The sequence below is a fragment of the Sphaerotilus uruguayifluvii genome, assembly GCF_013294065.1.
GTDB classification, from domain to species: domain Bacteria; phylum Pseudomonadota; class Gammaproteobacteria; order Burkholderiales; family Burkholderiaceae_C; genus Sphaerotilus; species Sphaerotilus uruguayifluvii.
In genome coordinates this window covers 73,654-91,496 of the sequence record NZ_JABSNM010000004.1, presented here as the reverse complement: position 1 = coordinate 91,496, position 17,843 = coordinate 73,654, and the positions used below count along the sequence as shown (strand labels likewise).

The window sequence follows — 17,843 nt, the reverse complement described above, 5'->3', positions numbered from 1 at the left end:
TCGCACTGACCCTGCCAAGGCATGGGTCGCTATGCTGCGATCATGGCCGAAGCTCTCAGGAACCTGCTCGACGAAGTGGCCGTCGGACAGCTCGGATTTCATCTGGCGCGGGTGCTGCCCGGGCTGGACCGCCACGCCTTCGAGGCCGAGGCCCGCGCCGGGCTGCACGCGCTCGAGCTCAAGGCGCGGGTGCAGCATCTGTCGGCGGTGCTCGAGCGCCATCTGCAGCGGGTGCGGGCGGACGACTTCGCGGCTGCCTGCGACGCGCTGGAGGCGGCGCTGGCGCCGCCCGGCACGGTGCCCTGGGGCGAGGCGCCGCGCGGGCCGGCCGATCCGGCCGCCGGCCTGGCGGGCTGGGTGGTGTGGCCGCTGACCGACTGGGTGGCGCGCTGCGGCCTGCATGAGCCCGATCGTGCACTCGACGCGCTGCACGCGATGACGCAGCGCTTCACCGCCGAATGGGCGGTGCGGCCCTTCATCGAGCGCCATCCGGAGCGGACCTGGGCGCGGCTGGCCGCCTGGTGCGAGGATCCGAGCGAGCATGTGCGCCGGCTGGCGAGCGAGGGCAGCCGGCCGCGCCTGCCCTGGGGCCGGCGGCTGCAGGGGCTGATCCGCGATCCCGCGCCGACGCTGCCGCTGCTGGCGCGGCTGCAGGACGATCCGAGCGCCTATGTGCGCCGCTCGGTCGCCAATCACCTCAACGACATTTCCCGCGATCATCCGGAGCAGCTGCTGCGCTGGCTGCAGGCGCATCTGCCGCAGGCGCCGGCGCCGCGCCGGGCGCTGCTGCGCCACGCCAGTCGCACGCTGATCAAGGCCGGCCACGCGCAGGTGCTGGCCGCCTGGGGCCAGGGCGAGCCGCTGGCCGGCCGCGCGACGCTCACGCTGCGGCCCGGCGCGATCGCGCTGGGCGAGGCGGTGGAGCTGCGCGTCGGGCTGCAGTCGCAGGCCGGGTCGGCGCAGCCGCTGGTGATCGACTATGCGGTCCACCATGTGAAGGCGGACGGCCGCACCTCGCCGAAGGTCTTCAAGGGCTGGACCCTGACGCTGGCGCCTGGCGAGGCGCGGGTGCTGGTGCGCCGCCATGCGCTGCGCGCGATCAGCACCCGACGCCACCATCCCGGCTGGCACCGGGTCACGCTGCAGGTCAACGGGCAGACGCTGGCCGAGGCCGGCTTCGAGCTGCTGACCGGCGGTTGATGTGCGGCGGCGGGCTCAGCGCGCCAGCCGCGCGGCGAAGTCCGCCGCGTCGAAGCCGACGCTGAAGCGGCCGTCCGGCCAGCGCACCAGCGGCCGGCGGATCACGCTGGGCTGGGCCTGCATCAGCGCGATCGCGGCGGCCGCGTCGGTCACGGCGGCCCGCTCGGCCTCGTCGAGCCGGCGCCAGGTGGTGCCGCTGCGGTTGAGCAGCCGCTCCCAGCCCAGCGCGTCGCTCGCCGGCCCGAGCAGGTCGGCGGGCACGCCCTGCTTCCTGAAGTCGTGGAAATGCACCTCGACGCCGGCGACCGGCGCCTGCGCGGCCAGCCAGGCGCGTGCCTTCTTCACCGTGTCGCAGTTCGGGATGCCGTGCAGCGTCAGCACGCGGGCCGCGGGGGTCTGCATCGCCGCTTCCCTCACTGGCGCGCGGTGCGCACGTTGGCCGGCAGCGTCGCCGGATGGCTGGTGCGCCAGGGGCTGATGTCCAGGCCGCCGCGGCGGGTGTAGCGCGCGTAGACCTGCAGCCGCACCGGCTGGCAGCGCTCCAGGATGTCCGTGAAGATGCGCTCGACGCACTGCTCGTGGAACTCGTCGTGCTCGCGGAAGCTGATCAGGTAGCGCAGCAGCCCTTCCTGGTCGATCTGCGGGCCGGTGTAGCTGATCTGCACGCTGCCCCAGTCGGGCTGGCCGGTGACCAGGCAGTTGCTCTTGAGCAGGTGCGAGGTCAGCGTCTCGGTGACCGGCTGCTCGTCGAAGGCGGCGATCAGCAGCTCGGGCGCGGGCGGGCCGTAGCGGTCGCAGTCGATGTCCATGCGGTCGAGCAGCACGCCCGACAGCTCGTGGATCGGCTGCGCGTCGAAGGCCTCCGGCAGCACCAGCCGCACGCCCACGCGGGCGCCGGCGGCCGCGCTCAGGTCGTGCACCAGCATCTCGCGCAGCCGCTCGGGCGACTCCACCCGGGTCATGTTGAAGCTGTTGAGGTAGAGCTTGAAGGACTTGCTCTCGATGATGCAGGGCGAGTCGCAGGGCACGGTGATGGTGGCGATCGCCACCTGCGGCTTGCCGCGCGGCGTCAGCCACGACAGCTCGTAGGCGGTCCACAGGTCCGCGCCCATGAAGGGCAGGCGTCCGGCGGCGATGCGCTCTGCGCTCAGGCCGATCTCCTCGCGCTTCGGGGTGCGCGAGATCGGGTACAGCAGCTCGGGCGCGTAGGTGGCGCGGTAGCTGGCGGTCTTGCCCAGCAGCGAGCCGCTCGGATCGCGGGCCGGGGACGGGGAGGAGGGGGTGTCGCTCATGGCCGAGATGGTAGCGGGGCGCGGCCCCGCCCCGATCGGCCGGCTCGGCCCGCTCAGGCCGCCTGGTCGATGCCGCGGCTCAGCGGAGCCGGGCGCGTGCCGATCGCCGCGCGGCCGTGGCTGGCCGGCTGGCCGGCGGGGGCCGGGCGGCCGCGGCCGAGCAGCCCGGAGAGGAAGTCCGTCAGAGCGGCGCCATGCACCTCGGCCGCATAGTGGCGCCGGGCCTCCCAGGCCGCACGGCGCAGCTCGGCGACCTGCTCGCGGTCGCCGAGCTGGCGGGCCAGGTCGGCGATCGAGGTGAACTCGATCAGCGCCGGGTACTTCGCCAGATAGGCCTTCGAGGCGCGGTAGCCCTGCGCCGGCAGCGCGATCGGCACGCCGGCGGCGACGCTGGAGATCATCCGGTCGGGCACCGTCAGGTCGAAGCGGTCGGCACGGCGGCAGCGGCCGGTGTTGTACATGATCAGGCTGGCGTCGTGGCCGGCCATGCGGCGCAGCAGCTCCGGCTGCGTCGCCGGCTCGAAGGGCCGGCGCAGCGGGTGGCCGTCGGAGGTCTCGGGCGAGCGCACATGGTGCAGCTCGATGCCGGCGTCGAGCAGCGCCTGCATCGGCTCGCGCAGGTCGTCGGCGGCATGGATGGTCGGGTGCGACAGGTCGGTGCGGCCGACGAAGATCAGGTTGGCCGCGTCCGAGGCGGCCGGCGGCTGCGCGCCCGCCTGCTGGAAGCTCGCCGGCCAGCACGGCGGCAGGATCAGCTCGTCGACCGGCTGCGGCGCGTCGGCCAGCAGCCGGTGCGCATGGAAATGCTCGCGCATCGCCTCGCTGGGAAACAGCACCCCGTCGAGATGGCGGGCGGCGCGCCGGATGAGCCAGTGCTGGCGCGTCACGCCGAGGGAGTCGAGCGACAGCGGATAGCACAGCACCATCAGCACCAGGCGGATGCGCGGCCGCAGCTGGCGGATCGCCACCAGGTCGGCCAGCGGGTTCGTGCCCCAGTAGGCGATCACCACGTCGGTGTGGTGCGCGTCGAGATGGCGCACGAGCGCCTCGCGGAAGATCGGGTCCTGCGTGCCGCGGAACTGGTCGAGCGCACGGCGCAGGCGTCGGCCCGCCGTCGCGGGCCGGTCGTGGAAGTAGCAGCTCGAGTCCGGCATCCAGGACAGCGCCTCGGCATGGCCGCGCAGCATGGCCTCCAGGCTGGCGCGGTGGTCGATGTCCGGACCCAGCAGGGTCACGCGGGGGGCATGCGGGAGGCTCATTCGCAGGTCTTCTGAGGTTGGCGTTCCGGAGTTTTCGGAAGGTGTCCAGGGATACTCCAGAGGAATTCTTGAGGTAATTTCAGGTTCCAGAATCCCGCGAAAAGGCGGTCCGACCCGATGTGTTCCGGGGCCCGTGACCTGCTGCACGGGCCGGAGCGCCGTCCTGCGATCAGATTGAGGTGCTGTCTCCTCGCCGCATCGCCCGCGACAGCAGCATCACCGGGGCCAGCCCGACGAGCACCAGCGCCAGCGAGGGCAGCGCCGCCTCGGCCAGGCGCTCGTCGCGCGCGAGCTGGTGCGCGACGACCGCCAGCGTGTCGCTGTCGAAGGGCCGCAGCGCCAGCGTCGCCGGCAGCTCCTTCATCACGTCGACGAAGACCAGCAGCGCCGCCGCCAGCACGCTGCGGCGCAGCAGCGGCAGGTGGACCCGGCCGAACAGCCGCAGCGGCGCGGCGCCGAGCATGCGTGCGCTCTCGTCCAGGCTGGACGGCAGCCGCGCATAGCCCGAGTCCAGCGACTGCAGCGCCACCGCCGAGAAGCGCACCAGGTAGGCGTAGATCAGACCCAGCGAGGTGCTGGTCAGCACCGTGCCGAGCTGGCTGTCGGGCCAGCGCGCCTGAAGCCAGCCCGAGGGCAGCAGCAGGCCGATGGCGATCACCGCCCCCGGCACCGCGTAGCCCAGCGACACCAGGCGCACGCCTGCCGTCAGCAGCGCATGGCTGCGCAGCCGTGCCGCGAAGGCCATCGGCAGGGCCAGCGCCACGGCCAGCAGCGCGGCGGTGCCCGCCAGCGTCAGGCTGGTCCGGGCCCAGCCGCCGAAGCGGGCCCAGGGCAGGCCGAACTCGCCGTGCAGCGCCTCCTCGAGCACCAGCCGCAGCAGCATCAGCACCGGCAGCACGAAGCCCAGCAGCACCGGCATCAGGCCGGCCGCCAGCGCCGCCAGGGCGGCGGCCCCCCGCAGCCTCGCCGGCCGCGCCTCCGGGCCGGTGCCGGCGCTGCGGGTGACGGCGAAGCGCATGCGCGCCTGCGCGCGGCGCTCGGTCCAGACCAGCAGCGCCACGACCAGCAGCAGCAGCGTGGCCAGCTGCGCCGCCGCATGGCGGTCGCCGAAGGACAGCCAGGCGCGGTAGATGCCGGTGGTGAAGGTGCTCAGGCCGAAATAGGCGCCGACGCCGTAGTCGGCCAGCGTCTCCATCAGCGCCAGCGCGACGCCGGCGGCCAGCGCCGGACGCGCCATCGGCAGCGCCACGCGCAGCACGCGCCGCCACGGCCCGGCACCGAGCAGCCGCGCGGCTTCCATCAGCGCCACGCCGCGCTCGAGCAGCGCGGTGCGCACCAGCAGGTAGACATAGGGATAGAGCGTCAGCACGAACAGCAGCACCGCGCCCCACAGGCTGCGGATGTCCGGCCACAGCGCGCCGGTGGCGCCGGTGGCCGCGCGCAGCCAGGTCTGCAGTGGACCGCTCGACTGCAGCGTGTCGGTGTAGACGTAGGCCAGCACGTAGGCCGGCATCGCCAGCGGCAGCAGCAGCGCCCACTCGAGCAGGTCGCGGCCGGGAAAGCGCAGCAGCGTCACCAGCGCCGCCGCGCCGCCGCCCAGCAGCGCCACGCCCACGGCCACCGGCACGGCCAGCTGCAGCGAGGCCAGTGCGTAGCTCGGCAGCACGGTGTCGAGCTGATGCGCCAGCGTCGCAAGCGCGGTCGCGTCGAAGCTCAGCCAGGACGAGGCGAGCGCCAGCAGCGGCAGCGCCAGCAGCAGGCACGCGGGCATCAGCAGGCCGGACAGCAGGGAAGGGCGGCGCAAGGTCATGTGATCAGAAATGATTTGCATTGGCAGTCGCGGTTATGATAGTTCCAATCGCTTTTCCCGGCCCTGCCGCGCCCCGCCCCGTTGCCGTCCGTTCACGCCATGTTCCTGCACGTCGACCAGCTCAGCGTCCGCTATCCCGGTGCCCCGCGCGCCAGCGTCAGCGAGGTCTCGCTCGGGCTCGAGCGCGGCGGCATCGGTGCGCTGCTCGGGCCCTCGGGCTGCGGCAAGACCTCGCTGCTGCGCGCGATCGCCGGGCTGGAGCGGCCGGCGGCGGGGCGGGTGGTGCTCGAGGACGAGCCGGTCGCCGACGCGGCCCGCGGCCTGCATCTGCCGCCCGAGCGGCGCCGCATCGGCATGGTCTTCCAGGACTACGCGCTGTTTCCGCACATGACGGTGGCCGAGAACGTCGCGTTCGGCATCGCGCATCTGCCGCGGGCCGAGCGCGAGCGCCGCGGGGCCGAGCTGCTGGCGCTGGTCGGCCTGGCGGAGACGGCGCACCGCCTGCCGCACCAGCTCTCCGGCGGGCAGCAGCAGCGCATCGCGCTGGCGCGGGCGCTGGCGCCGCGGCCGCGCCTGCTGCTGATGGACGAGCCGTTCTCCAGCCTGGACGTCGACCTGCGCGAGCGCCTGGCCCAGGAAGTGCGTGCGATCCTGCGCCAGACCGGCACGACGGCGCTGTTCGTCACCCATGACCAGATGGAGGCCTTCGCGGTGGCCGACGCGGTCGGCGTGATGCAGGCCGGCGAGCTGCAGCAGTGGGCGCCGCCTGCCGAGCTCTACCGCCGTCCGGCCACCCGCTTCGTCGCCACCTTCGTCGGCCAGGGCACGCTCGCGCCGGCCAGCGCGGTGCTGCCGCGGCAGGCGGGCATGGCCGGGCGCGACGTGCTGCTGCGGGCCGACGAGGTGGTTCATGACGCGGCCAGCCCGCTGCGCGCGCGGCTGCGTGCCAAGGCCTTTCGCGGCGCGGAATTCCTCTACACGCTGGAGCTCGCCGGCGGCGAGCAGCTGCTGGCGCAGGTGCCGGCCCACCATGACCATGCGATCGGCGAATGGATCGGCATCCGTGCCGCGGTCGACCGCCCCGTGACTTTCCCGCGGGACTTGAAGGGCGCGGCAGCGGCCTGATCTCGTTCCGGATGTCGGGTGCGTCCTATACTGGCCGCACGATGTGATGTGCACCGGGACGGTCGGCCAGCGAGCCTGCCCGGCGCCGCGACGCGAAAGGTGTCCGAGATGGGAAGCAAGTTGAAGGTGGCAGGTTGGGTGGCGGTCGGTGCGTTCGCCGGTGCCCTGGCGACGATGCAGCTGCAGGCGACCGCGCGCAGCGCGATGTCGCCGCTGCCGCTGGAGGACATGCAGCAGCTCGCTGCGGTCTTCGATCTGGTCAAGCGTTCCTACGTCGAGCCGGTCGACGACAAGAAGCTGATCCGCGACGCGATCACCGGCATGGTCTCCGGGCTCGACCCGCATTCGGCCTACTTCGAGGGCCAGGCCTTCAAGGAATTCCGCGAGGGCATCAGCGGCAAGTTCACCGGCGTGGGCATCCAGATCGAGATGGAGGAGGGCCTGGTCAAGGTCGTCTCGCCGATCGAGGGCTCGCCGGCCTTCCGCGCCGGCCTGCAGACCGGCGACCTGATCACCCGCATCGACGACACGATGGTCAAGGGCCTGAACATGGACCAGGCCATCAAGCGCATGCGCGGCCCCAGCGGCACCAAGGTCGTGCTGACGGTGTTCCGCAAGGCCGACAACCGCACCTTCCCGGTGACGATCGTGCGCGAGGAGATCAAGACCAAGAGCGTGCGCTCGAAGGTGGTCGAGCCCGGCTACGCCTGGATCCGCATCAACCAGTTCCAGGAACCGACGCTGCGCGACTTCACCGAGCAGCTGCGCGAGATCTACCAGAAGGAGCCGCAGCTCAAGGGCCTGGTGCTGGACCTGCGCAACGACCCCGGCGGCCTGCTCGACACCGCGGTCGGCGTCTCGGCGGCCTTCCTGCCGAAGGACGTCGTCGTCGTCTCGACCAACGGCCAGATCCCGGAGTCGCGCAGCGTGCTCAAGGCCGCGCCGATGTTCTACTCGCGCGACGGCAGCGACCTGCTCGCCAGCCTGCCCGCCGCGCTGAAGACGGTGCCGATGGTGGTGCTGGTCAACGAGGGCTCGGCCTCGGCCAGCGAGATCGTCGCCGGCGCGCTGAAGGACCACAAGCGCGCGGTCATCATGGGCTCGCAGACCTTCGGCAAGGGCTCGGTGCAGAGCGAGATCGCGCGCCTGCCGATGCCCAACACCTCGCTGAAGATCACCACCGCGCGCTACTACACGCCGTCGGGCCAGTCGATCCAGGCCAAGGGCATCCTGCCCGACGTGCTGGTCGACGACACCGCCGAGGGCAGCCCGTTCGCCGCGCTGCGCATGCGCGAGTCCGATCTCGACAAGCACCTGGCCAACGGCGACGAGAAGAAGGACGCCGCCCGCGAGAAGGCCCGCGAGGAGGCGCTGAAGAAGCTCGAGGAGGCCTCCAAGGCCGCCGGCACCAAGGACGGCGCGAAGCTGCCGAAGCTGCCCGAATACGGCGCCAGCGACGACTTCCAGCTGCAGCAGGCGCTCAACCGGCTGAAGGGCCGCCCGGTCGTCGCGTCGAAGACGCAGACCGAGCGCAAGCTCGAAGAGCCGAAGGCCAACTGAGACAGGGCGGCCGGACGATGGACGACGATCAGCTGCTGCGCTACAGCCGCCACATCCTGCTCGACGAGATCGGTGTCGAGGGCCAGCAGCGCCTGCTCGACGGCCATGCGCTGGTGATCGGCGCCGGCGGTCTGGGCTCGCCGGCGCTGCTCTACCTGGCCAGCGCCGGCGTGGGCACGATCACGGTGGTCGACCATGACACGGTCGACCGCACCAACCTGCAGCGCCAGATCGCGCACACCGAGGCCCGCGTCGGCTCGCCGAAGGTCGAGTCGGCGGCCGCCGCGATCGCGCAGATCAATCCGGGCGTGACGGTGCGCACCGTCGCGCGCCGCGCCGACGCGCAGCTGCTGGCCGAGCTGGTGGCCGCAGCCGACGTGGTGCTCGACTGCAGCGACAACTTCCCGACCCGCCAGGCGGTCAACGCCGCCTGCGTCGAGCAGCGCCGCCCGCTGGTGTCGGGCGCGGCGATCGGGCTGGACGGCCAGATCGCGGTCTGGGACGCGCGCGGCGAGGACCTGCCGTGCTACGCCTGCCTGTTCCCGCCGACGGCCGAGGTGCCGGAGGTGCGCTGCGCGACGATGGGCGTGTTCGCGCCGCTGGTGGGCATCATCGGCACGATGCAGGCCGCCGAGGCGCTCAAGCTGCTTGCCGGCTTCGGCCAGCCGCTGGCCGGCCGGCTGCAGATGCTCGACGGCCGCCGCATGGAGTGGACCGAGATCCGGATCGGGCGCGACGCGGCCTGTCCGGTCTGCTCGGCGCGTGTTTCATCGAAGGAACCGGCAAGGTCGTGACCGGGCGGCTATGCTGTCAGGCATGGACAAGCCCCATCCCGAACTGACAGCACGCAACTTCCCGTCGGCCCAGGAGGAACTCCAGGCCGCACAGCCGCCCTCGCTGTACGGCGGTCCGGAAAGCGCCTACCGGCTGGCCTTCGCCGACAGCGCCTTCCTGCTGCGCGAGGAGCTCCGGCCGGTGCGCATGCAGCTCGAGCTGCTCAAGCCCGAGCTGATCCAGACCGAGCTCGGCATCGAGTCGACGATCGTGATCTTCGGCAGCGCGCGCATCCTGCCGCCCGAGACCGCCGCCGAGCGTCTGGCCGAGGCCGAGGCGGGCGGCGACGAGGCCGCGGTCGCGCGCGCGCGCCGCCAGGTCGACATGAGCCGCTACTACGACGAGGCGCGCCGCTTCGGCTCGCTCGTCACCCGGCGCTCGCGCACGCTGGAGACGCCGATCTACGTCGTCACCGGCGGCGGCCCCGGCATCATGGAAGCGGGCAACCGCGGCGCGCACGAGGTCGGCGGCAAGAGCATCGGCCTGAACATCGTGCTGCCGCACGAGCAGGCGCCCAACCCGTACATCACGCCGGAGCTGTGCTTCCAGTTCCACTACTTCGCGCTGCGCAAGATGCATTTCGTGATGCGCAGCATCGCGCTGGTGTGCTTCCCCGGCGGCTTCGGCACGCTCGACGAGCTGTTCGAGACGATGACGCTGATCCAGACCGGCAAGAGCCGCCGTCGCCCGATCCTGCTGTTCGGGCGCGAGTTCTGGACCCGCCTGATCGACTTCGACTGGCTGATCGAGACCGGCATGATCAGCCCGGGCGACGTGAACCTGTTCCGCTTCGTCGAGACCGCCGAGGAGGCCTGGGAGCATCTGTCGGCCCACTATGGCTTCGACCTGCCCGACACCACCACCGGCGCCTTCGCGGAGGACATGTGAGCACGGGCCCGAGCGTGCGCGAGGTCGCGCTGATCGGCGTGCCGACCGATGTCGGCGCCTCCGACCGGGGCGCGTCGATGGGGCCGGAGGCGCTGCGGGTGGCCGGTCTGCGCGAACGGCTGCAGGCCCACGGCCTGGTGGTGCATGACCGCGGCAACCTGTCCGGCCCGGCCAACCCGTGGCTGCCGCCGGTCGACGGCTACCGCCATCTGGCCGAGGTCGCCGAGTGGAACCGCAAGGCGCACGAGGCGGTGCATGCCGAGCTGGCCGCCGGGCGGCTGCCGATCATGCTGGGCGGCGACCACTGCCTGGGCATCGGCTCGATCAGCGCGGTGGCGCGCCACTGCCGCGAGACCGGCCGCAAGCTGCGGGTGCTCTGGCTCGACGCGCATGCCGACTTCAACACCTCGGCGATCACGCCGACCGGCAACATCCATGGCATGCCGGTGGCCTGCCTGTGCGGCTTCGGCCCGCCGGAGCTGACCGGCATCGGCGGCCAGGTGCCGGCGATCTCGCCGAAGTGGGTGCGCCAGATCGGCATCCGCAGCGTCGACGCCGGCGAGAAGCGCTTCGTGCACGAGCAGGACCTCGAGGTCTTCGACATGCGCTACATCGACGAGATGGGCATGCGCCACGCGATGGAGCTGGCGCTGGCCACGCTCGACGAGCGCACGCACCTGCATGTCAGCTTCGACGTCGACTTCCTCGATCCGGACATCGCGCCGGGCGTGGGCACCACCGTGCCCGGCGGCCCGACCTACCGCGAGGCGCAGCTGTGCATGGAGATGATCGCCGACACCGGTCGGCTGGCCTCGCTCGACATCGTCGAGCTCAATCCGGCCTGCGACGTGCGCAACCGCACCGCGGCGCTGGCGGTCGACCTGGTCGAGAGCCTGTTCGGCAAGAGCACGCTGATGCGCAAGTCGTCGCGCGGATAAGGCGATGACATCCGGGACTGCGACAATCGGCGCATGAGCCATCGCCGTCCCTCCGCCTCCTCCTCGCCCGCCTCGCCTGCATCGCGGGCTCCGCTGCAGATCTCGCTGCTGCCCGTGTCCGATCCGGCCTTCCGTGCGGCGCTGGCCACGCGCTGGCGTGCGCTGGAGGCGCGCTGCGAGGGCAGCTTCTTCACCCGCTGGGCCTGGATCGGCACCTGGCTGGCGCTGCTGCCTGACGAGGTCCGGCCGCGGCTGCTGCAGGCGCGGCGCGGCGAGCGCGATGTCGGCCTGGCGCTGGTCGTCGACGGGCCCGGCCGGCAGCGCTTCGGCCTGCCGTTCTGCCGCACCGCCTGGCTGCATGCGACCGGCCGGCCCGAGCTCGACATCCTGACGATCGAGCACAACGACTTCCTGGTCGCCGCCGACGACGCCGAGGGCGCGGACGCGGTCCGTGCGGCGATGCTGGCGCACTGGGCCGGGCGTCTGCGCGGCGTCACCGAGATCGTGCTGCCCGGCCTGGCCGGGCCGGGCTGGCCGGCCGGCTGCGAGACGCGGCTGGCCTCGCGCCGGCTCGAGCGCGAGGACTGGGTGCGCCGCTCCTACGCGGTCGACCTGAAGGCGGTGCGCGCCGCCGGCGGCGACTTCCTGAAGCTGATCAGCTCGAACTCGCGTTCGCAGATCCGCCGCAGCATGAAGGAATACGGCCAGCTCGGGGCCCTCACGCTGACGCCGGCGGCCTCGACCGCGCAGGCGCTGGACTGGCTCGAGCGCCTGGCCGCGCTGCACCAGGCGCACTGGACCGGCCGCGGCCAGCCCGGCGCCTTCGCCAACGACTTCTTCTTCCGCTTCCACCGCACGCTGGTCGAGCACCACCACGACAGCGGCGCGATCCAGATGCTGCGGGTGGCGGCGGGCGAGCACGACCTGGGCTTCCTCTACAGCTTCATCCACCGCGGCCGGGTGTGCTTCTACCAGTCGGGGCTGGAGTACGGCCTGATCGAGAAGCATGCGCGGCCCGGGCTGGTCGCGCATGTGCTGGCCGCTCAGCACAACGCCGCGCTCGGCCACGAGGTCTACGACTTCATGGCCGGCGAGTCGCGCTACAAGACCACGCTGGCCACGCTCGACGAGCAGATGACCTGGACGACGCTGCGCACCTCGGCGCTGCGCTTCGAGCTGGAGGCGGCGATGCGCCGCCATCGCCAGCGTCGCGCCGGCGCGACGGCCGCCGAGGAAGTGGCGGCCGACTGAGCCCGGGCCGGGCCGCTCAGCCCGCCGACTGCGGGCTGGGCAGGCCGCGGCGCTGGCGCAGCGCCGACAGGGCCCAGCGCGGCGTCAGGATCTTCAGCAGCACCCGCAGCGTCGAGCCGTCGAGGCGGCCGAAGCGGGTCGCGCTGCGCAGCAGCATCCGGGCGGCCTCGAGCCGGTCGGTCTCGACCAGCGCATCGGCCGCGTCGATGCAGAAGCGGCCGAGTCCGCCGAGAAAGACCGGCAGCTGCTGCAGGTAGAACTCCGGATCGCGCTGGCAGATGCGCTCGGCCACCAGCAGCGTGTCGACGGTGGCGCGCACCCGGTGGCGCGGCGAGGACATCTGCGTCGCCGACAGCCGGTAGTCGATCAGCGGATGCTCGACATAGGCCACCGGCGCGACCCGCGCCGCCCGCGCGATCCAGTCCCAGTCGCACATCGAGCGGGCCTCGTCCTCGAAGCTGCCGACCTGCTCGAGCAGCTCGCGGCGGAACATCAGCGTCGGCGGGTGCAGGAAGTTGCCGTGCGCCAGCGTGGCGTAGGCCATGCCGTGGCTGACCGGCACCAGATGGCCGTCCTGGCGCGCCAGCGTGCTGCGCTCGGGAAGCAGCGAGCGCACGCCGTCGGCCGAGCGGCCGATCAGCGCGTAGTAGTGGCGCGCGTGGTCGGGCAGGATCTCGCCGCTGCGGTCGTCGAAGGCGTCGAAGTCGCCGGCGCACAGCATCACCTCGGGCAGGCGGCGCAGCACCTCGGCCTGGATCTCGAGCCGGTCGGGCCGGCACAGGTCGTCGGCGTCGAGCAGCGCGATCAGCTGGCCGCGTGCGGCGCCCACGCCGGTGGCGCGTGCCCGGGCCAGACCGCCGTTGGGCTGGCGGATCGCGCGCACCCGCGAGCCCATCGAGGCCAGCAGCGCGGCGGTGCCGTCGGTCGAGCCGTCGTCGACGACGACGATCTCGAGGGCCGGCCAGCTCTGCGCGAACAGGCTCTCGAGCGTGGCCTTCAGCGTGTGCTGCGCGTTGTAGGCCGGGATGACGACGCTGATCAGCTCATGCATCGATCCGTCCTGCTGTGGTGACATGTATCCGCTCCAGCCGCCGCCCTGAGGACGGCTCATTCTTGTTTCAATGGCCGGCACATGATTTCAGACCGAGGACAAAAAGGGAAGGTTTCCCATTTCGATTCTGCTGAAAGAAAAGGTAACGCAAAATGGGTACCTTGAGGTTCCCCTGTCCGTGGGGGAGCAGCCGGACCCGGCCGGAATCCTTCCGGATCGGGTGCTGCAAGGGCGTGGTCAGACATGGCGCGCCCAGGGCACCAGCAGGAAGGCCAGGCGCTTGAAGGCCGGCACGCGCTGGCCGAGCTGGCCGAGCATCGCCAGGTCATGCTGGTTCCAGACCTTGAAGACCAGCGTGCCGGCCAGGTAGGTCAGCACGTAGAGCACGCCGACGAGCAGGTGGTGCATCGGCGTCGGATGCTCGGTCAGCGCCAGCGCGCCCATCGACAGCGCGAACGCGCACAGCGCCGAGGCGCTCATGCGCAGCAGGTCGCCCAGCGGCAGCGGCATCTTCAGCACGACGCGCACGCACGCGAAGGTGAACAGGAAGACCGCGGTGGTCGAGAGCATGTGCGCGTAGATCGCGCCCTGCAGGCCGTGGGTCGGCACCAGCCACAGCGCCATGCCGGCGCTGACGACGATCGCGAAGCCGGACTCGGCCGCGCGCAGGCGCTGGTTGTCGGTGACGGTCAGCAGCGCGCCGAACGCGGCATACGACAGCGTCAGGCCGCGCACGATCACCATCATCTGCAGCGCGAAGGTGGCCGGCGCATAGCGCTCGCCGTAGGTCAGCTCGATGACCGGCGTGGCCCAGTAGAAGCCGATGCCCGTCAGCAGCAGCCCGAGGAAGTGGAAGTAGCGCACCGAGTCGCTGCCGATGCGGTTGACGCGCTCCTGGCCGCCGGCACCGTAGGCGTTGGCCAGCATCGGCATCAGCACCGTCGTCAGCCCGGACGACAGCAGCTCGACGCCGCCGCGCGCCAGCGTCGCGGCGATGGTGAAGAAGCCCACCGCCTCGGCACCGGCGAGCCGGTTCAGCAGGTAGGTCTCGACCGCCTTGTTGCTGAAGGCCGCCACCAGCGTGGAGATCATCGTCCACATCAGGTGCGGGCGCACCCGCTCGAGCAGGCCCGGCTCGACCTCGCGGCCGCCCTTGCGGATCTCGGCCTGGCGCAGCTGGCGCGCGGCCATCATCGGGTGCGCGATCGACACGAACAGGAACAGCAGCATGTAGCCGCTCAGCGGCGCGCCCATCAGCGCCAGCACGCCGGCGCCGGCGAGGTTGACCAGGGCCAGCAGGCTGACCGAGCCGGCCTCGATGCCGAAGCGGCCGTAGCCCTTGGCCACCGAGATGCTGAAGAGATACCAGGCCTTCGAGAACGAGGCCAGCAGCGCCACGCCGGCGAACAGCGCCAGGTGGCCTTCCCAGCCGGCCGGGCGCAGCACCGGCAGGGCCGCCAGGAAGATCGCGCCGACGACCGCCAGCGACCAGCCCTGGCGTTTCTGGAACCAGCGGTGGACAGCCTGCGCGTCGACCCGGCTGTCGCGGCCGAGCGACTCGGAGACGAAGCGGATCGCCGAGGTCGTCAGGCCGTGGTTCATCAGCAGCACCAGCATGCCCGACAGCCACACGAGATAGGCATAGCGCCCGTAGTCCGCCGGGCCGAGGCCGCGCGCGATCAGCATGCTCGTGACGAGACCGGCGGCATAGACGACGTAGGTCGAGCCGGTCGACAGCAGCGCCGAGCGGAACATCGCCTTGGCGCCGAACTGGTTGCTCATTCAGGATCCTTGTGCTGGGGCACCGGCCATCCGCGTGCCCGCGACCCGGCCCGCCCGAGAGGGTGGGGCGGCCGGCGCGCGCCGATGGTAGCAAATCGGGTCAGCGCGCGAACTGCGGGTGGCGGTGGGTGGCCATGCGCATCATCCGGGCGACGAATTGTGCCGCGCTGCGCTCGCGCGGCATGAAGCGCGGCAGCTGGAACGGGTCGGCCTGGTCGGTGGCGACGCCGACGGCGGTCGAGACCGCGGCCTCGAAGCCGGCCTCGCGCACCATGTCCGCGTGCACTGCGGCGTAGTCGAGGTCGGGCTTGCCGTTCGGGTAGGCGAAGCACAGCGGCGTGCGCCCGGTCAGCGTCTGCAGGCGGTCGCGGTTCTCGGCGATCTCGCGGCGGGCCTGGTCGGCATCGACCTTCGCGAGGATCGGGTGCGTCACGGTGTGGCCGCCGATGTCGACCAGTCCGCTGTCGGCCATCGCGCGCACCTGATGGTCGTCCATCATCAGGTCGTTGGGCAGCGTCGTGCCCGCGCGCCGGCACAGGTCGGCGCAGAATTCGATCCGGCGCTGAGGCTCCAGGTACTTGATCGCCCGGGTCAGCTCGCCGATCAGCGAACGGCGCGACGGGATGTCGGAGACCAGGCGCTGGCCCAGGCCGACCTCGGAGAGGTCGATCGTGCCGTGGTCGAGCCGGCGCACCGTCTCGACCACGGTGTCGTTGAACATGCAGCCGCCGTTGAGGTAGCCCGAGGCGACGAAGACGGTCGCCGGCAGACGGTATTCGCGCAGCAGCGGCAGCGCCAGATCGTGGTTGTCGCGGTAGCCGTCGTCGAAGGTGATGCAGGCCGCGCCGGCCGGCAGCCGGCCTTCGCGCAGCATCTCGGCCGCCTCGTGCAGGCGCAGCACCTTGAACGCGCCGGCCAGCGCGCGGAACTGCTCGGCGAGCTGGCGCACGTCCGGCACGTCCGGCTGCAGCGGATCCGGCTCCCTCAGTACGCGGTGGTACATCAGGATGGGCAGCATGTTGGTCCCGGTCGGATAGCGGGCCTGGACAAACCAGCGGGCGATCGGGCGGGCAATGGCGACCATTTTCAGGAAACTCCCATGGGCCCCGCTTGCCAGGCGCGGGGCATCGATATTGTCTGTCCAGCAGGCACGGCGTTCCGGACGAATCGGAGCAAGGCCCCCATGTCAGGGCGGAAAGAAATCCACAAACACGAAACCTGAAGGCCGATTTTCACCGGACTGCATCCGAACCGGCAATTCTGTTACCAGCAGTCAAACTCGGCGGTCCGCCACCGGAGGTCTCGTCAGGCACCGAGGGGCCTCCTGATCTTCCCTGATCGTGATCAAGATCACGGTCCCGTAAGGTACCGCGACCGGTCGAGTGTGTTCAACTGTTGAGGATGTCACGAAATGATGGCTGTTTTCTGAAGAAAGAATGCTGCCCTCCCACCAGAAAGGCACGCCGATCATGCCCGAAGTCTCGATCATCCTGCCGACCTACAACCGGGCCGACGTGATCGGCCGGGCGGTGGTGAGCGTGCTGCGCCAGAGCATGCCGGACTGGGAGCTGATCGTCGTCGACGACGGATCGACCGATGGCACGCTCGAGCGGCTGGCCGGGCTGGACGGCCGCATCCGGCTGCTGCGCCAGGACAATCAGGGCGTGTATGTCGCACGCAACACCGGGCTGGCGGCCGCGCGCGCCGAGCTGATCACCTTTCTCGATTCGGACGACGAGTGGCTGCCGCATTTCCTCGAGATGACCACCGGCTTCCTGCGCGCCCATCCGCAGCGCGACTGGGTCAGCACCGAGTTCCTCGAGGACCTGGGCGACGGCGCGCCGCCGGTGCGCCACGACCGCGACGACATCGCGCAGATCTACTGCCGCTTCGCCCGCTCGATCGGCAGCCGCGAGCTCGACCTGCCGACCGGGCTCGATGACGACTACCTGCGCGTCTACTCGCGCCGGCGCCAGGCCGGCGCCTGGGCGCGCGGCGCTCTCGACGCGGCCGGCCAGTCGCAGGCCTGGGTCTACGAGGGCGACATCTTTCGCGCGATGCGCTGGGGCTACCTGAACTGGCTGCCGGTCACGGTGCTGCGCCGCTCGGCGCTGGAGGCGATCGGGCCGTTCACCACCGCCACCCGCAGCGCCGCCGACTACCATTTCCTGGCGCGGCTGGCGCGGCATTCGGAGGCCTCGATGATCGCGCTGCCCGGCGCCGTCAAGCACGAGCGCGCGGCGGGCAACCGCCGGCTGGCGCAGGACCATCTGGCCACCGGAGCCGGTGCCTGGCGCTTCGAGCTGAACAAGCTGCGCTACTTCGACGAGCTGCATGTCATGCCGGCACCGCAGGACGCGTCGACCGCGCTGCTGCGCCGCCACTACTGCCTGTCGGCGGCGCTGCGCGGCATCGCCGCCGGCCAGCGCCGCGAGGCGATCGCGCTGCTGCGGCAGGCGGCGGCGCCGCGACCGCGGCTGTGGACCGCCTGGCCGGTGCTGGCGCTGGCGCACGCGCTGCCCGGCGACCGGCTCTGCGCCGGGGTCTGGAACCGCTCGCGCCGCGTGGTCGACGTGCTCGGACGGCTGCTGGGCGGGCGGCTGTCGCCGCGCCGGCTGCTGCAGCGCCTGCTGCTGCGCCTGCCCGGGCGCGGGCGCGATCTGGCCGTGGCCGACGAGGCCGGGCCGGACCTGACCGAGCAGGCGCTGGCGGACTGGCGTCGCCAGCCGCAGCCGGCCGCCCGCCCGCCCGAACGACATGAAACGAAACACGACGATACCTGGGCGAAAGGACGCCGCAGCATCTGACCGGCACGATGGACCCATGTTCAATGCAGTCTCATCCCGGAAGGAA

Annotated in this window: 15 protein-coding genes; 8 read left to right on the top strand and 7 right to left on the bottom strand. The window is 71.8% G+C overall.

The genetic code is table 11. From position 1 onward, the window contains the following. Window positions 1–21: 21 nt before the first annotated feature. On the top strand, window positions 22–1,200 hold the full coding sequence (locus tag HNQ01_RS05925) for a DNA alkylation repair protein (protein WP_286180516.1): 1,179 nt from the start codon (window positions 22–24) through the stop codon (window positions 1,198–1,200). A 15-nt stretch (window positions 1,201–1,215) separates the two neighbouring features. Here HNQ01_RS05925 and HNQ01_RS05920 read toward each other — a convergent pair whose 3' ends face one another. From HNQ01_RS05920 to HNQ01_RS05905, 4 genes are all read right to left on the bottom strand, one after another. After that, window positions 1,216–1,602, bottom strand: a complete 387-nt coding sequence (locus HNQ01_RS05920; RefSeq protein ID WP_173804451.1) for an ArsC family reductase — start codon at window positions 1,600–1,602, stop codon at window positions 1,216–1,218. An 11-nt stretch (window positions 1,603–1,613) separates the two neighbouring features. Beyond that, window positions 1,614–2,492 (bottom strand): NADPH-dependent 7-cyano-7-deazaguanine reductase QueF, encoded by an 879-nt coding sequence (gene queF / locus HNQ01_RS05915; protein WP_173804450.1) that lies wholly within the window; start codon window positions 2,490–2,492, stop codon window positions 1,614–1,616. Between the two features lie 53 nt (window positions 2,493–2,545). Beyond that, on the bottom strand, window positions 2,546–3,751 hold the full coding sequence (locus HNQ01_RS05910) for a glycosyltransferase family protein (protein WP_173804449.1): 1,206 nt from the start codon (window positions 3,749–3,751) through the stop codon (window positions 2,546–2,548). A 169-nt stretch (window positions 3,752–3,920) separates the two neighbouring features. Next, on the bottom strand, window positions 3,921–5,561 hold the full coding sequence (locus HNQ01_RS05905; RefSeq protein WP_173804448.1) for an ABC transporter permease: 1,641 nt from the start codon (window positions 5,559–5,561) through the stop codon (window positions 3,921–3,923). Window positions 5,562–5,660: 99 nt separating this feature from the next. Here HNQ01_RS05905 and HNQ01_RS05900 point away from each other — a divergent pair, with 99 nt between their 5' ends. The 6 genes from HNQ01_RS05900 (at window position 5,661) to HNQ01_RS05875 (ending at window position 12,157) form a co-directional block, all read left to right on the top strand. Then, complete coding sequence (locus HNQ01_RS05900; protein WP_173804447.1) at window positions 5,661–6,686, top strand: ABC transporter ATP-binding protein; 1,026 nt, start codon at window positions 5,661–5,663, stop codon at window positions 6,684–6,686. A 108-nt stretch (window positions 6,687–6,794) separates the two neighbouring features. Next, window positions 6,795–8,246 carry a S41 family peptidase gene (locus tag HNQ01_RS05895; protein ID WP_173804446.1) on the top strand — a complete coding sequence of 484 codons (1,452 nt, stop codon included), beginning with the start codon at window positions 6,795–6,797 and terminating at the stop codon, window positions 8,244–8,246. Between the two features lie 17 nt (window positions 8,247–8,263). After that, window positions 8,264–9,040: a HesA/MoeB/ThiF family protein gene (locus HNQ01_RS05890; RefSeq protein ID WP_173804445.1), complete on the top strand. Its 777-nt coding sequence runs from the start codon at window positions 8,264–8,266 to the stop codon at window positions 9,038–9,040. 22 nt (window positions 9,041–9,062) lie between these two features. Next, window positions 9,063–9,968, top strand: coding sequence for an LOG family protein (locus HNQ01_RS05885; RefSeq protein WP_173804444.1), 906 nt, complete (start codon window positions 9,063–9,065; stop codon window positions 9,966–9,968). Next, window positions 9,965–10,906 carry an arginase gene (gene rocF / locus HNQ01_RS05880; protein ID WP_173804443.1) on the top strand — a complete coding sequence of 314 codons (942 nt, stop codon included), beginning with the start codon at window positions 9,965–9,967 and terminating at the stop codon, window positions 10,904–10,906. Before HNQ01_RS05885 ends, rocF begins: the two co-directional genes overlap by 4 nt. 33 nt (window positions 10,907–10,939) lie before the next feature. Next, the gene (locus HNQ01_RS05875) at window positions 10,940–12,157 is read left to right on the top strand and encodes a GNAT family N-acetyltransferase (protein ID WP_173804442.1); all 1,218 of its coding nucleotides are present in this window, start codon (window positions 10,940–10,942) and stop codon (window positions 12,155–12,157) included. A 16-nt stretch (window positions 12,158–12,173) separates the two neighbouring features. On the opposite strand, the gene HNQ01_RS05870 is transcribed toward HNQ01_RS05875, so the two are convergent. From HNQ01_RS05870 to HNQ01_RS05860, 3 genes are all read right to left on the bottom strand, one after another. Continuing rightward, a complete protein-coding gene (locus tag HNQ01_RS05870; protein ID WP_173804441.1) occupies window positions 12,174–13,208 on the bottom strand; it encodes a glycosyltransferase family 2 protein in 1,035 nt (344 codons plus the stop codon). A gap of 237 nt (window positions 13,209–13,445) precedes the next feature. Further along, complete coding sequence (locus tag HNQ01_RS05865) at window positions 13,446–14,990, bottom strand: oligosaccharide flippase family protein (protein WP_173804440.1); 1,545 nt, start codon at window positions 14,988–14,990, stop codon at window positions 13,446–13,448. Window positions 14,991–15,090: 100 nt separating this feature from the next. Continuing rightward, window positions 15,091–16,074: a polysaccharide deacetylase family protein gene (locus tag HNQ01_RS05860; RefSeq protein WP_217427420.1), complete on the bottom strand. Its 984-nt coding sequence runs from the start codon at window positions 16,072–16,074 to the stop codon at window positions 15,091–15,093. A 352-nt stretch (window positions 16,075–16,426) separates the two neighbouring features. On the opposite strand from HNQ01_RS05860, the gene HNQ01_RS05855 reads away from it, so the two are divergent. Further along, window positions 16,427–17,797 carry a glycosyltransferase family 2 protein gene (locus HNQ01_RS05855; RefSeq protein WP_173804439.1) on the top strand — a complete coding sequence of 457 codons (1,371 nt, stop codon included), beginning with the start codon at window positions 16,427–16,429 and terminating at the stop codon, window positions 17,795–17,797. The last annotated feature ends 46 nt before the right edge of the window (window positions 17,798–17,843 follow it).

Bases quoted from the DNA above. Each gene is read 5' to 3' on its own strand.
- queF (WP_173804450.1), bottom strand. From the start codon at position 2,492: ATGAGCGACACCCCCTCCTCCCCGTCCCCGGCCCGCGATCCGAGCGGC.
- HNQ01_RS05870 (WP_173804441.1), bottom strand. From the start codon at position 13,208: ATGCATGAGCTGATCAGCGTCGTCATCCCGGCCTACAACGCGCAGCAC.
- HNQ01_RS05885 (WP_173804444.1), top strand. From the start codon at position 9,063: ATGGACAAGCCCCATCCCGAACTGACAGCACGCAACTTCCCGTCGGCC.
- HNQ01_RS05865 (WP_173804440.1), bottom strand. From the start codon at position 14,990: ATGAGCAACCAGTTCGGCGCCAAGGCGATGTTCCGCTCGGCGCTGCTG.
- HNQ01_RS05855 (WP_173804439.1), top strand. From the start codon at position 16,427: ATGCTGCCCTCCCACCAGAAAGGCACGCCGATCATGCCCGAAGTCTCG.
- HNQ01_RS05910 (WP_173804449.1), bottom strand. From the start codon at position 3,751: ATGAGCCTCCCGCATGCCCCCCGCGTGACCCTGCTGGGTCCGGACATC.
- HNQ01_RS05925 (WP_286180516.1), top strand. From the start codon at position 22: ATGGGTCGCTATGCTGCGATCATGGCCGAAGCTCTCAGGAACCTGCTC.
- HNQ01_RS05900 (WP_173804447.1), top strand. From the start codon at position 5,661: ATGTTCCTGCACGTCGACCAGCTCAGCGTCCGCTATCCCGGTGCCCCG.
- HNQ01_RS05905 (WP_173804448.1), bottom strand. From the start codon at position 5,561: ATGACCTTGCGCCGCCCTTCCCTGCTGTCCGGCCTGCTGATGCCCGCG.
- HNQ01_RS05860 (WP_217427420.1), bottom strand. From the start codon at position 16,074: ATGGTCGCCATTGCCCGCCCGATCGCCCGCTGGTTTGTCCAGGCCCGC.
- HNQ01_RS05875 (WP_173804442.1), top strand. From the start codon at position 10,940: ATGAGCCATCGCCGTCCCTCCGCCTCCTCCTCGCCCGCCTCGCCTGCA.
- HNQ01_RS05895 (WP_173804446.1), top strand. From the start codon at position 6,795: ATGGGAAGCAAGTTGAAGGTGGCAGGTTGGGTGGCGGTCGGTGCGTTC.
- HNQ01_RS05920 (WP_173804451.1), bottom strand. From the start codon at position 1,602: ATGCAGACCCCCGCGGCCCGCGTGCTGACGCTGCACGGCATCCCGAAC.
- HNQ01_RS05890 (WP_173804445.1), top strand. From the start codon at position 8,264: ATGGACGACGATCAGCTGCTGCGCTACAGCCGCCACATCCTGCTCGAC.